Here is a 13,595-nt window from a genome sequence, read left to right on the forward strand (position 1 = left end):
GATGTCCGAGGAGGCGGAGACGCCGGACGCCCACGACGGAACGGCGGCGACCCGGGAGCAGATGCTCGCGTCACTGCTGGACGCCACCCGGGAGCTGATGATGGCCCGGGACGCCGACGCCATCTGCCAGGTGGCCGTCGACGCGGCAAGCGACCGCCTCGGCTACGAACTCGTCGGTATCCACCTTCCCCCGGGCGCGCCATGGACCGAGCAGGACGCCGACACCGACGCCCGGGCGGGACTGGAACCGGTCGCGTGGACGGACGCGCTGGTCGACATCATCGGCCAGTCCCCGCCGCCGACAATCGAACCGGACTCCGGGGTCGCGTGGGAGAGCTTCGAACAGGGGACGCTCCGGGTCTACGACGACCTCCAGACGGCCGACATCGAGCTGATGGACCCGGAGACGGCGTTCCGGAGCGAACTACACGTCCCGCTGGGGCGCCACGGACTCCTCCTCATCGGGTCGGCGGAGGTCGACGAGTTCGACGCCGAGGACATCTACTTCGCGCGCATCCTCGCGGCCAACACCACCGCGGCGCTCGACAACCTCGCCTCCCGCCGGGCGGTCGAACTGCGCGAACAGGAACTGGCCCGACAGAACCGCCGGCTCGAGGAGTTCGCGGGCGTCATCAGCCACGACCTCCGGAACCCGCTGGCCATCGCACAGGCCAGCCTCGAGATGACACTCGCGGACGACGGCACGAACGAACTGGAGAAGACACGCGACGCGCTCGACCGGATGGAAGCGCTGGTCGACGGCCTGCTCACGCTCGCCCGCGAGGGCCGGGCCGTGGGCGACACCTCGGCCGTGAACATCGTCACCGTCGCCGAACGGGCCTGGGCGACCGTCGAAACCGGCGACGCACGCCTCGAGACCGAGCCGATGCCCGAACTCCGCGCCGACGCCGACCGGTTCCAGCAACTGCTGGAGAACCTCTTTCGGAACAGTGTGGAGCACGGCGCCACAGGGGGGCAGCCGGAGGCCGACACCCCGGCCACCCTGACCGTCACCGTCGGTCCGCTCGCGGACGGCGCGGGCTTCTACGTGGCCGACGATGGCAGGGGAATCCCCGAAGCCGAACGCGAGTCCGTCTTCGAGCACGGTATCTCGACGGCCGGCGGTACCGGTCTCGGCCTCACCATCGTCCGCACCATCGCGGAAGCCCACGGCTGGACGGTCACGGTGACGGAGAGCGATGGGGGCGGAGCCCGGTTCGAGTTCCGCATCGACGAGCGCTGATGGCCCCGCGCGTTCGAGCGCGGGGCGGGCGGCTCACGACTTGAACTCTGTCTGGATGATGTCCAGCGTCTCCTCGCGGTCCTCCCAGTCGACGAAGACGGCCACGGACGTGGCCGACGTGACCAGGTCGTGGACCGTGATGTGTGCGTCGTGGAGCGGGTCGACGATGTCGTGGAGGATGCCGGACTCGGCCGGTAGCTCGCCGCCCGTCACGCGGACGACGGCGATGTCGTCCTCGACGGTGACCGACGAGAGGATGTCGTCCTCGACCACGGCGTCGTGGAGGACCGTCTCGGCCTCTTCGGCCCGGTCATCGTCGACGTAGAACGTGACCGAGTCCATCCCGCTGGCGACACAGTCGATGTTGATGCCGGCCTCGCCGAGCGCGTTGGCGAGTTCGGCCAGAACGCCCGGCGAGTTCCGGATAGCCCGGCCCGCCACGGTGATACAGGAGAGCCGCCCCTCCCGGAGGTCGATGAGGTTCTGGAACTGCCCCTCGATGCTCGTCCCGCCGGTGAGCAGGTCACCGTGCTGGTAGTGGACGACCCGGACGTCCATCTTGCCGGTCTTGTACGAGAGCGCGGACGGTGCCACCACCTCCGCACCACGGAACGAGAGGTTCCGGAGTTCGTCGACGGATATCTCCCCGACGTTGCGGGCGCCCTCGACGACGCGCGGGTCGCCCGTCATGACACCCTCCACGTCGGTCACGATGACGACCTCGTCGGCGTCCATGTAGTTGCCCAGCATGACGGCGGTCGTGTCGGAGCCGCCGCGCCCGAGCGTGGTGACGTTGCCGTCGTGGTCCTGGGCGAGGAAGCCGGTGATGACGGGGACGACCCCGTCCATGCGGTCGGCGAGCTTCTTCGCGCGGTGCTGGGTCTCCTCGACGTCGACCTCGCCGTGGGCGTCCGTGATGACGGGCCAGTCCTTCCGGCCGGGTTCGAGGAACTCGGCGTCGACACCGCGCGCGCCGAGCGCGGCCTTCAGCATCCGGACGGAGGTGCGCTCGCCCATCGAGACGATCTCGGCCTCGTCGCGCTCGTCGGCCTCGAAGGTGATGGCGTCGAGCAGGAAATCCGTCGTCGACCCCATCGCGCTCGCGACGACCGCGACCTCGTGGCCGGCCTCGACCGCGGCGGCGATGGAGTCGGCGGCCCGGTTGACACGGTCCCCGTTGCCGAGGCTGGTCCCGCCGAACTTGGCGACGACGCGCATCAGTCCGCTCGCCCCCCTGCAGCCGATGGTACGTGGTGCTGCGTCATGTCGTGCATACCTCGCGGTACCTCCCGGCCCGGGATAACCCTGTCCCTGAACAGAAGCCTTGCCGAGGTCGGTATCGCCGGGCGGCGAACGGGAGGCCGCCAGCGCCGAGGGCAGGCGCGGCCCGTCAGTCGTCGCGTGCCTCGGCGCCGGGCTTGGGCTCGTCCGGTGGCGCCGACTCCGGCCCGACCGGCGCCGGCGTCTCGCCCTTGCGGTGGTCACCGTTCTCGTCCCCGGCGTCGAGCGCGGCGTCGCCGTTCTCGCGCGCGGCCGCGGCCCGGCGCCGCCGGGTCTTCTCCTGTTCCTCCTCCGGGTCGAACGTCACCATCCCCAGCCCGCTGGTGTACTCGTAGGCGTGCCACTCCGGAATCACGAGGACGCCGTTCAGCTTCCGGATGCGGGCCTGCTTGATGAGCGTGTCCGGGATGATCTCCTCGTTGAGCCGCATCTCGACGATACCGTCGACGACGTAGCCCAGGTCGTGGGGGAACCCGTCGTGGCCACCCGCGATGGTCGCGCCGGCGAAGATGGGGACGAACCGGCCCTTCGAGACGTCCGCGCGGAGGTCCTTCACGAAGTCGTAGGCCTGGACGGGCTGGACGAGCGTCCCGAGTTCGGTGAGCGAGTCGATGAGGACCAGCCCCTCGTCGACCATGTCCCGGGCCTCGAGCGCGTTGTCGACCTTGTTCCGGACCTCCCAGAGGTCCGTGGGGTCGCGGATGGTCGTGGTGGCGTCGGTCGCCACGTCGTAGAGGTGGGCGTTCCACTCGTCCATCCGGTCGAACATCTGGTCACGGTCCGAGAGCCGATAGGTGAAGCAGTCGACGATGTGAAGCTGCCCGGACTCGAGGAAGGGAAGGACGTTCCACTCCAGCGTGAGGAACTGCTGGACGACGCTCCCCGGCGGCTCCTTGAACGAGACGACGACGACGGGCTCGCCGCGCTGGAGCGCCCGCCAGACGAGTTCGGCGTGGACCGCGCGGTCACGGCTGCCGGCCTCGCCCGCCAGGAGGACGAACGCGTTCCGGGGGAACCCCTGGGGGAGCGAGCTGTCGAACGCCGCCACGCCCGACCGGACGCGGCGGTGACCGCCGCCGGCAGCGGGGTCGAACTCGACTCGTTCGAGTGCGTCCCGGCACGCCGCCGAACAGCAGCGATACGTCTCGCCGTCGTGGCTCACCTCGACCCCGTCGGTCGGGATGGGAAGTTCACAGAACGCGCACCGCTCTCCCGCGTGTGGGTGGCCGGGGTCGGGCTCGGCCTCGGCCTCGCCGTCGTCGCGAGGCGCTTCCGGGTCCGGACCACCGGTCGCATCGTCCTCGGCGGTCGACCGGCGCTCGTCGGTCATGTCCACTGTTTGGGGTTCCAGCGTAGAAGGGGGTTGCGGTCCCGACGCTCAGAGCCGGTTCTCCGCGGATTCGGGTGCCCGCTGTCGATTGGCCGAATCACCCAGAAGACCGACAGTTCTCCGATTGGCACGCCCGCTGGCGGTTCGGTCCGTACCGTCGCGTGGCACCCGTCCCCACCGGACCGAGGCCTTTAACCGCGAACCGGGCACACCTCACGGTAATGCCCAGCGGGAGCTACGACCCCGACGCGGTCGAACCGGCCTGGCAGGACCGGTGGGTCGAGACCGACACCTACGCCTACGAGTCGGTCGACGACCCGGACCTGTCGTTCAGTATCGACACGCCACCGCCGACGGTTTCGGGCGACCTGCACTGGGGCCACGTCTACGGCGCCACCCTGCAGGACTTCGTCGCCCGGTTCCAGCGGATGGCCAACGGGGAGGTGTTCTTCCCCTTCGGCTACGACGACAACGGCATCGCCAGTGAGCGACTCACGGAGGACGAACTCGGCATCGAGCACTCGAACTTCGAGCGCCGGGAGTTCCAGCGCAAGTGTCGCGAGGTCTGTGCCGAGTACGAGGCCGACTTCACGGAGAAGATGCAGGCGCTCGGTGTCTCCATCGACTGGGGCCACACCTACCAGACCATCGAGCCACGGGTCCAGCGCATCTCCCAGCGCTCCTTCATCGACCTCTACGAGCAGGGACGGGAGTACCGACGTCGCGCCCCGACCATCTGGTGTCCGGACTGTGCGACCGCCATCTCGCAGGTCGAGACCGAGGACGACGAACGTGGGAGCCACTTCCACGACATCGAGTTCGACGTGGTCGACTCCGACGAGGCGTTCACCATCTCCACCACCCGGCCGGAACTCCTGCCCGCCTGCGTCTCCGTCTTCGTCCACCCGGACGACGACGAGAACGAGCACCTCGTGGGCCAGCAGGCCCGCATCCCCCTCTTCGGTCAGGAGGCCCCCATCATCGAGGACGAGCGCGTCGACATGGAGACCGGCAGCGGGGTCGTGATGTGCTGTACCTTCGGCGACCAGACGGACATCGAGTGGTACCAGGCTCACGACCTCCCGCTCCGCATCGCCATCGACGAAACCGGCACGATGACCGAGCAGGCCGGCGAGTACGAGGGGATGGGCAGCGATGAGGCCCGCGAGGCCATCGTCGCGGACCTCGACGAGACGGGGGCGCTGCTGGACAAGCGCGCCATCACCCACAGCGTCAACGTCCACGAGCGGTGTGACACGCCCGTCGAGTTCCTCGTCACCGAGCAGTGGTACGTCGAGATCCTCGACAAGAAGGAGGAGTACCTGCAGGCCGGCCGCGAGATGGAGTGGTACCCGGAGAAGATGTTCACCCGGTACAAGCACTGGATCGAGGGGCTGGAGTGGGACTGGTGTATCTCGCGCCAGCGCTCCTCGGGTATCCCGTTCCCGGTCTGGTACTGCGAGTCCTGTGACGAGGCGGTCGTCGCCGACCGGGCCGACCTTCCGGTCGACCCGCTCTCGGACGAGCCGCCGGTCGACGCGTGCCCGGAGTGCGGCCACGACGAATTCGAGCCCGAGGACGACGTCTTCGACACCTGGGCCACCTCCTCGCTCACGCCGCTCATCAACGCCGGCTGGGCCGAGGGCGACGACGATCCAGACTCGGACGCGATGGCCCACCCCGAACTGTACCCGATGGACATGCGGCCCCAGGGCCACGACATCATCTCGTTCTGGTTGTTCCACACGGTCGTCAAGTGCTACGAGCACACCGGGGAGCCGCCGTTCGAGTCGGTGATGGTCAACGGGATGGTCCTCGACGAGAATCGCAAGAAGATGTCCAAATCCGTCGGCAACATCGTCGCGCCCGACGAGGTCTTCGAGAAGTACCCGGTCGACGCCGCGCGCTACTGGGCCGCCGGCTCCAGTGTCGGCGACGACCTGCCGTACAAGGAGAAGGGCATCGTCTCGGGCGAGCGCCTGCTCCAGAAGCTCTGGAACGCCTCCAAACTCGTCGACGAACTCGCGCCCGCCGACGAGGTGCCCGACGAGCAGCCCGAGCTGGCGGCGCTCGACGAGTGGCTGCTCGCCCGGCTGGACGAGGAAGCCGAGCGCGCCGCCGAGCACCTCGAGAACCGCGCGTTCTCCAAATATCGCGACTCCCTGCGCTCGTTCTTCTGGCACACGTTCTGCGACGACTACCTCGAGATCGCGAAGGGCCGCATCCGCGAGACCGACGACTCCGGCGCCCGCTACACCCTCCGGACCGCCCACGAGCGCTTCCTGAAGCTGTTCGCGCCCGTCCTCTCGCACGTCACCGAGGAACTGTGGCACGACATGTACGTCGACGCCGACCCGGTCGGGGCCGAGGACGCTGCCGCCGCGGATGGGGGTGAGGCCGTCGACTCCATCCACCGGACCGACTGGCCCGAACCGCTCGGCCTCGACGCCGATATCGAGGGCGGCGAGCGCGCCCTGGAGGTCGTCTCGGCGCTCCGGAAGTACAAGTCCGAGCGCGACCTCGCGCTGAACACGGAACTGGCCCGGGTGCAGGTGTACGGCGAGGTCGCCGACTACGTCGACGACATCGCCCGCGCGATGCACGTCGAGACCCTCGACCTGCTGGACGATGCCCCCGAGGTCGAGACGGTCGTGACGGGCATCGACCTCGACTACTCGGTCGTCGGGCCGGAGTTCGGCGGCGACGTGCCGGACATCGAGGCCGCCATCGAGTCCGGGGAGTACGTCCTCGAGGGCGAGGGCGACGACGCGACGCTCATCGCCGGCGAGCACGAACTCACCGCCGACATGTTCGACGTGGAGACCGAGCGCCGCTACGACGGCACCGGCGACCTGCTGGAGACCGACGGCGCGGTCGTCATCGTGGGATAGGGTCGCCCGGGAATCCAGAACCGATGCCAGGGGAACCGGAGAACGACACCGGCGACATCGAGTATCCGACCGTCGACACCGTTCTGGTGCTTCACGAGACGATTATCGAGGGCGACGCGCGCTCGGAGCCCGGTGTTCGGAACGAGGGGGACATCGAGTACGCGCTCCAGCATATCGAACACGGGTCGTTCGGGGAGCGCCCCGGCTCGCTCCACGAGACGGCGTTCCAGTTGTTCCGGCTGCTGGTGTCGAACCACCCGTTCGTCGATGGGAACAAACGAACCGCGCTCCAGTCGACCGTCGTCCTCTACGAGCAGAACGGCCACGAACTCCGCTACGGTGCTGATATGGAGAGCTTCGTTCGGCTACTGGCACTCGACGAGCGACTGGTGCGCCCCGCACCGGCAGCCGAATACCTCTCGATGCGCGCGGTTCCCACCGGCTCGACGGACGGTGGTGACCCGGGTTCGGGCATGGCCTCGGCGGGGCGGTCGGAGGTGCCACCGGAACTCGTGGAGGAACTCCGGGACATCGAACACCTCCCCCGGGCCGACCTTCGCAGCCTCCGGGAGGACTGCGGCGTGACCTTCCGGGACCTGGTCGCCGTCGAGGAGCTCCGTCACCCGGTCCTGAAGGCGTTCGCCCGGGCGGACATCCGGGAACACCAGGACATCTACGACCGTCTCGCAGAGTCCTGAGCGGGCCGCCGCTACGGCGGCAACGGCAACCGGCTGGAGACCGACGGCGCGATCAGCAATTCCCCATCAATCGTCCACGCTCATCGGTTCCGGTGACCGGCTTCGCGAGGCGCCGGTCCCGCCCCGGACCTCGTCGGGCCCGTAGCGCCGGGTCCACAGCACCAGCAGTGCGGGCAGCACCACGACCGCCCCGATGAACGAGTAGGCGATGGTGAGTGCCGTGATGATGCCGAACTGCTGGAGCGGCACGAGGATGGCGAACGCGAGCACGCCGACGCCGGCGATGTCGGTGATGGCCGAGCCCAGCATCGCGCCACCCGAGCCGAGCACGGCAGTTTCGAGCGCGGCGCCCATGTCGCCCTGAGCGTGGAGTTCCTGCATGTACCGCTCGGAGAGGTGGATGGCGTAGTCCACCCCGATACCGATGGTGAACGAGGTGATGAGCGCCGTCATCACGTTGAACGGGATATCAAGGACGAACATCGTCCCGAGAATCCACGCGAGGGCGAAGGCGATGGGCAACAGCGTGACCACACCGAGCGAGGGGTAGCCCTCAGTCCGGCGGTAGACGAGCATCAGGATGACCAGCACGATGCTCAGCGTGATGAGGAGGCCAGTGTTGACCGTCGAGAGGAGCTGCGCGGCGACGGCCTGGTTCTTGATTGGCTGGCCGGTCGGGACCGTCCGGAGGCCGTTCCCCTGCACCGGCGCGGAGGCGTTGCGCACGCGCTCGGTGATGGTGGACTCGGAGTAGGTGCCGTTGACGGGGACCTTCACCCGGAGCGCGACGTACTCGCCGTCCTCGCGGGCGACCATCGTCGGCGCGGCCGCCGGGGCGACCCGGTAGAGCGTGTCGTAGACCGCCTCGATGTTCCGGTCCGGGATGCCGTCGCCGTCGGTGTCGGCCTGTCGTTTGACCTGGGCGAACGTCTCGTTCCGGCTGGCGACCGTGTTCATCAGGCGGACCGGGGTCTGGGTCGCGTACGTCTCGTCGGGAAGCTGGAGGACGACGCCGGTGTCGTTGACGCGGTCGCCGGCCCGCTGGGCCCGGTCGAGGGCCGCGTCCTGTGTCACGTCACCCCTGATGACGTACTGGGTGAACGTTCCGTCGTAGATGAACCCCTCCTCCTCGACGTAGTCGAGGCTCGCCTGCGCGGTGTAGTTCGCGGGCTGGAACGCCGGCGGGAGGTCGTCGGCCCAGCCGGGCACGTCGCTGTCGTCGACGAGCAGGTCGTCCTGTTCGAACTGGTTGGAGACCTGGGTGGCGCCAGCGATGCCCGCGAACGTCGCCAGCAGGGCGACGCCGACGACGAGCCACGGCGTCCGGTGGGCGAAGGTGACGATGGTCCCCAGCAGCGACTCGAAGCGGCCCTGCGTCCCGAACGCGGCCCGCCGGCGGTCGTGGCCGCGCGCCTCCAGGAACCGGTCGACCTCGACCTTCAGTGCGGGGATGAACGCACCGAAGACGACCAGCGCCGCGACGATACCGACCGCACTCACGACGCCGAACTCGCGGATGGGGCCGACGCCGCTCGTCAGGTTGGCGAGGAAGCCGGTCGCGGTCGTCAGCGTCACCAGCGCCAGCGCCGTCCCGACACCGGCCAGCCCGACCGTCATCGTGTCCGTGATGTCGTCGAGCGGCCCGCCGGTGGCGCCCGAGGGGCCACCGGGTGGGTCCGGGTCACGACCGCCGCCGGACGCGGTCCGGTCGGGCCCGGGCGAACCTTCGGCCGGTTCGTCGGGCGGATTAGATGTGTCGGCCGCGTCGGCCACGTCCTCAGGTTCGTCGTCCGGCCCCTCGTCAGGGTCACTGAAGGCGTCGTCGCCGAAGACGAAGCCGCCCGTCTCGTCCTCGGTGTCCTCGGTGTCCTCGGTGTCCTCGGTGTCGTCCACCTCGTCGTCCTCCGGGCGCCCACCGTCGGTCCGGGCGGTATCGCGCGCGCCACCGTCGGCGGCCGCGCCGCGGGACCGGGAGGCCGAGCGTCGGTCGGACTCGCCGCCCGTGTCGGGCGGGCGCTCCTCGCGGTGGCGCATGAAGACGTGGATGGCGTAGTCCACGGAGAGGCCCATCAGCAGGACTGGCACGGCGACGAACAGCTGGTTGAACGTGATGTCCATCCAGCCCATGAAGCCGAACGCCCACGTCAGGACCATCCCGACCCCCAGCAGGCCGAGTGCGGCGTCCACGAGGTCCCGGTAGGCAAAGAGGAGGACGAGCACCATCAGCCCGAGTGCGAAGGGGCCGACGATGGTGAGGCTGTCGAGCGAGGACTGTCGTAGTTCGGCGTTGATGATGCCGTTCCCGACGATGACGGCGTCACGCGCCGGGGCCGAGAGCTCGTCCTCGGCGATGCGCTGGGCCGTGAGCTGTGCGGTGGTCAGGTTCTTCGGGTCGGTGTCCTCGTCGTGCGAGAGGACGATACCGGTCGCGGGGGCGGTCTTGCCGTTGCCCTCGTAGCTGAGCGGGACGAACGCGAAGCCGCCGCCGTCCGGCCAGGTGTGCTCGGGGTCCGACAGCACCTCGCCGATGGCGTAGGTGGTGTAGAGGCGGCGCTGATACTCCGAGATGTTCCGGAGGGCCTCCTTCTGTTCCGAGAGGGATGGCCGGGGCTCGATGTCCATCTGGTCGACCGGGACGCCCTGCTGGTCCTGGATGGCGATGATGGCCACGGCGTTGGCCATGGAGATGGGCCGTTGTTCGGCCACCAGCGTCCGGTTGACCGTCTCGTTGGCCAGCAGCCGCTCCTGGATGCGCAACACCGTGAGGTACCCCTCCTCGGTGAGGACGTTGCGCTCGGTGGCGCCGGCGGACTCGTTGGTGTTGCGGACGACGAGCAGCGACTGCTCGACGCCGGCGACGGAGCCGGACATCTCCCGTTCGACGTAGCTGTCGGCGGCGGCGGGTTCGGTGCCGCCGCGGAACTGTTCGAGCGAGGTCGAGAGTTCGACCGACGGTGCCGCCGCGCCGAGCAGGAGCGTCGCGACGAGGATGGCGACGAGTGTGAGCCGACGCCGCTCGTCGACGAGGAGTCGTGCCACCTCGCGGGGGCGTTTCACGTGGACCACCTCGGGCGCGTGGGGAGGGCGGGCGGCAGCGAGAACCGACGAGTGTGCACGTTCACCACATCACTCCGCGGCCCCCGACTTAGGCGCTTCGCCACCAGTGCACGGCCATACTTGAACGGGAGTTCAGCGCCCGCAGCCACTGCCGGACGCGCAACGCCCCGAGGGGGAGGCCGCGAACGTTTTAGTCAGGCCGTGGTCAAGAGGGGGCATGGCAGTCGAGTACGAGCCGGTGAGCGTCAAGGAGGTGCTGGCGGAGATGAAAGACACCGCCGAACTGCTCATCGACCTCTCGTACTCGGCGGTGCTGCTCGGCAGCACCGAGGTCGCCCACGAGGTGCTGGAACTCGAAGAACGGATGGACGTGCTCCAGATGCAGGCCCGGATGAGCCTGCTGATGGCTGCACGCAACCCCGAGGACGCCGAATCGCTCGCGCCCGTCCTCGGCGTCGTCGGCGCCGCCGAGAAGATAAGCGATGCCGCCGGCGACATCGCGAAGGTGGTCGTCGAGGAGGTGGGGCTGCCCGAGTCGATGCGGACGGCGCTCCCCGAGGCCGTGGAGGCGCTGGTCCCGGTCGGCGTCGCCGCCGAGTCCCCGCTCGCGGGCACGACGCTGGGCGAGTCGAACCTGGAGACCGAGACCGGCGTCCGGATTATCGCCATCCGGCGCGATGGCGACTGGCTACTCAACCCGGACCACGGGACCCACGTCCAGCCGGGTGACGTGGCACTGCTGCGGGGCGCCGTGGAGAACATCGCCGAGGTTCACGAACAGCTCTGTGGCCAGCCCTACGAGCCACCGGACCCGGACGAGCCCTCCATCGCCGACCTCGAACGGGCACTCGACTCCATCGTCCTGATGAAGGACATGAGCGAACTCGCCGTCGACCTCGCGTACGGGGCCATCCTGTACGACAGCGAGGCGCTCGCCGAGGAGGTGCTCGAACTCGAGGCGGAGGTCGACGCGCTCCAGTCCCGGTTCGAGGCGTGGATACTGCGAGCGGCCGCGAGCGTCGACGACCCCGTCTCGCTCCGGGGCCTGGTCCACCTCGCGACCGCGACGGAGGTCATCTCCGACGCCGCGGTCGAGATAAGCGAGGGGGTCCTCCGGGGGCTGGGTACCCACCCGGTCATCACCGAGGCGGTGTGGGAGTCCGACGAGGTCATCGTCCGCTACACGGTCTCGCCGGGCAGTCCGCTCGACGGGGCGACGCTGGGCGACGCGGAGGTCGCGACGGAGACCGGGATGCGTGTCATCGCGGTCCGCCGCGGCGAGCCGGCCGAGGCCGCCACCACGGGCGAGTCGGACTGGGTGGTCTCGCCCGGGCCGGAGACGCGGCTCCGCGCCGACGACCGCTTCGTCGCGAAGGGGACCCGCTCGGGAGCCGGTCGCCTCGCCGAACTGGCCGGCGACGAACCACCTGAGACGGGCTGACCTGGGCGTCGAACGCCCTTCTCACTCCAGCTCCCGCGCCCGATGGAGCGCCGAGCGCAACGTGAGAATCGCCGTCAGCAACAGCCCCATCCCGACCGCGAGGACGAACCCCAGCGTCGCCCACAGCGCCAGCGAGTACGGCCGGTCGGGGACGACGACGTAGACGTAGACGACGAACACGGTGAACAGGGCGCCGAGCGTGAAGCCGACGGCGGCGTTCCGGCGGACGTGCAGCGCCGCGACGACGTTGGCGACGCCCGGCCGGTCGGGGACATCGGCGTCGGTGTCGGTGGCGTGTTCGGCGTCGAGGTCGGACACACGCTCCGATAGGGGGCGCGCGGGCAAATCGGTTGGCATCGCGGCTGGTCGGGCCCGAAAGCGGCAGGGCGGGCGGATACCGAACCTCCTAATAACGGTCCCGGGATGACTAGCGTCCATGACCAGCCTCGGGACGGCGAGTGCGGCCCCCGGCGAGAAGGATACGGGCCGGCTACCCGTCGGTGAGGCCCGCGACGGGTCGGAGGTGGGGCTCCCCGTCGCCGTCGTCAACGGGGCTCGGGACGGCCGGACGCTGTACGTGCAGGCCGTCAGCGACGGCGACGAGCTCAACGGCCTCGGCGTCGTCCAGCGGCTCTACCCCCGCATCAACCCGAAGGAGCTCTCGGGGACACTCCTCATCGTCGGCATCGTCAACCACTACGGCTTCCAGGTTGCCGAGCACCGCAACCCCATCGACGACACGAAGCTGAACCGCGCCTATCCGGGCAACGCCAACGGGACCGCCAGCGAACGCATCGCCGCCGCCACCTTCGACGCCGCGACGCGGGCGGACCTCGTGCTCGACCTCCACCAGGGCTCGACGAGTCGCATGATAAACGAGACCCGCGTCCGCTGTGGCCCGCGCCACCGCCTCCATCGGGACTGCCTCGAACTGGCGAAGGTGTTCGGCTGTGGCTACATCCTCGACCAGAAGGGCCCCGACGGTCAGCTCGCCCGGGCCGCCCCGGACGAGGGCATCCCGACCATCGACCCCGAGCTGGGAGGGGCGGTCGGCTGGGACGAGGAGTCCATCCGCCTGGGGCTACAGGGAGTCATGAACGTGCTGACCTACTACGACTTCCTCGACGGCACCCACGACCCCGATGCCCAGACCCGCGCGACGGGCTTCGAGCAGTACGGCGCCCCCGCCGGTGGCCTCGTCTCCTTCCACGCCGACCTCGGCGATACCGTCGAGCGCGGCGACACGCTGTTCGAGGTCACCGACCCGTTCGGCACGGTCAAAAGCGAGGTGACCGCCGACACCGCGGGCATCTTCTGGCGTACGCGGCGGCTCCCGCAGATCGCCACCGGGGAGTACGTGTGCTCGGTCGGCACCGACATTGATCAATACTAACCCACTTTTTACTCGTCGGGTGTCCTCGCGGCGCGCGGAGCGCGCCGCTGCGGGCACCACTCCTCGTAAAAACTGGTTGAAAAACTGTTACCCGCTCTCCGCTCGCTTCGCTCGCTCCGAGCGGTGAAACGCGCGCCTTCGGCGCGCGTATGCAGGTCACTGTTGCTTGACCGGTTGGGCGGTTCCTGTTGCTGGTTGTTCCGGCGACGCCCGTGCCATGTTCCGCTGGCACGACCTGCCCACCGAAACGCCCACGCCGTC

9 protein-coding genes are annotated in these 13,595 nt (G+C 69.3%); 5 read left to right on the top strand and 4 right to left on the bottom strand.

Annotated features, from left to right (window positions below; genetic code table 11):
- The first annotated feature begins 1 nt into the window (after window position 1).
- Complete coding sequence (locus NL115_RS04145) at window positions 2-1,243, top strand: GAF domain-containing sensor histidine kinase (protein WP_254831943.1); 1,242 nt, start codon at window positions 2-4, stop codon at window positions 1,241-1,243.
- Window positions 1,244-1,276: 33 nt separating this feature from the next.
- Here the strand turns inward: NL115_RS04145 and NL115_RS04150 are convergent, their stop codons facing one another.
- Both NL115_RS04150 and NL115_RS04155 read right to left on the bottom strand, forming a co-directional pair.
- Window positions 1,277-2,461: an aspartate kinase gene (locus NL115_RS04150; protein ID WP_254831944.1), complete on the bottom strand. Its 1,185-nt coding sequence runs from the start codon at window positions 2,459-2,461 to the stop codon at window positions 1,277-1,279.
- A gap of 172 nt (window positions 2,462-2,633) precedes the next feature.
- Window positions 2,634-3,854 (bottom strand): ATPase domain-containing protein, encoded by a 1,221-nt coding sequence (locus NL115_RS04155; RefSeq protein ID WP_254831945.1) that lies wholly within the window; start codon window positions 3,852-3,854, stop codon window positions 2,634-2,636.
- A 221-nt stretch (window positions 3,855-4,075) separates the two neighbouring features.
- Between NL115_RS04155 and NL115_RS04160 the strand changes: the two genes are divergently transcribed.
- Entirely contained in the window at window positions 4,076-6,745 is a 2,670-nt protein-coding gene (locus NL115_RS04160) for a valine--tRNA ligase (RefSeq protein WP_254831946.1), read from the top strand.
- Between the two features lie 23 nt (window positions 6,746-6,768).
- Entirely contained in the window at window positions 6,769-7,443 is a 675-nt protein-coding gene (locus tag NL115_RS04165; RefSeq protein WP_254831947.1) for a type II toxin-antitoxin system death-on-curing family toxin, read from the top strand.
- Window positions 7,444-7,509: 66 nt separating this feature from the next.
- On the opposite strand, the gene NL115_RS04170 is transcribed toward NL115_RS04165, so the two are convergent.
- Window positions 7,510-10,500, bottom strand: coding sequence for an efflux RND transporter permease subunit (locus tag NL115_RS04170; RefSeq protein ID WP_254831948.1), 2,991 nt, complete (start codon window positions 10,498-10,500; stop codon window positions 7,510-7,512).
- A 217-nt stretch (window positions 10,501-10,717) separates the two neighbouring features.
- Here NL115_RS04170 and NL115_RS04175 point away from each other — a divergent pair, with 217 nt between their 5' ends.
- Window positions 10,718-11,941, top strand: a complete 1,224-nt coding sequence (locus NL115_RS04175; protein ID WP_254831949.1) for a potassium channel family protein — start codon at window positions 10,718-10,720, stop codon at window positions 11,939-11,941.
- A gap of 21 nt (window positions 11,942-11,962) precedes the next feature.
- Here the strand turns inward: NL115_RS04175 and NL115_RS04180 are convergent, their stop codons facing one another.
- On the bottom strand, window positions 11,963-12,259 hold the full coding sequence (locus NL115_RS04180; protein WP_254831950.1) for a DUF7536 family protein: 297 nt from the start codon (window positions 12,257-12,259) through the stop codon (window positions 11,963-11,965).
- 118 nt (window positions 12,260-12,377) lie between these two features.
- Between NL115_RS04180 and NL115_RS04185 the strand changes: the two genes are divergently transcribed.
- Window positions 12,378-13,334: a succinylglutamate desuccinylase/aspartoacylase family protein gene (locus NL115_RS04185; RefSeq protein ID WP_254831951.1), complete on the top strand. Its 957-nt coding sequence runs from the start codon at window positions 12,378-12,380 to the stop codon at window positions 13,332-13,334.
- Window positions 13,335-13,595: the final 261 nt, after the last annotated feature.

Source organism: Haloglomus salinum (assembly GCF_024298825.1).
GTDB classification, from domain to species: Archaea; Halobacteriota; Halobacteria; order Halobacteriales; family Haloarculaceae; genus Haloglomus; species Haloglomus salinum.

What these genes read in the sequence shown, in the direction of transcription:
- NL115_RS04160 (WP_254831946.1), top strand. Translation starts at nt 4,076, where the DNA reads ATGCCCAGCGGGAGCTACGACCCCGACGCGGTCGAACCGGCCTGGCAG.
- NL115_RS04185 (WP_254831951.1), top strand. Translation starts at nt 12,378, where the DNA reads ATGACCAGCCTCGGGACGGCGAGTGCGGCCCCCGGCGAGAAGGATACG.
- NL115_RS04150 (WP_254831944.1), bottom strand. Translation starts at nt 2,461, where the DNA reads ATGCGCGTCGTCGCCAAGTTCGGCGGGACCAGCCTCGGCAACGGGGAC.
- NL115_RS04165 (WP_254831947.1), top strand. Translation starts at nt 6,769, where the DNA reads ATGCCAGGGGAACCGGAGAACGACACCGGCGACATCGAGTATCCGACC.
- NL115_RS04155 (WP_254831945.1), bottom strand. Translation starts at nt 3,854, where the DNA reads ATGACCGACGAGCGCCGGTCGACCGCCGAGGACGATGCGACCGGTGGT.
- NL115_RS04145 (WP_254831943.1), top strand. Translation starts at nt 2, where the DNA reads ATGTCCGAGGAGGCGGAGACGCCGGACGCCCACGACGGAACGGCGGCG.
- NL115_RS04175 (WP_254831949.1), top strand. Translation starts at nt 10,718, where the DNA reads ATGGCAGTCGAGTACGAGCCGGTGAGCGTCAAGGAGGTGCTGGCGGAG.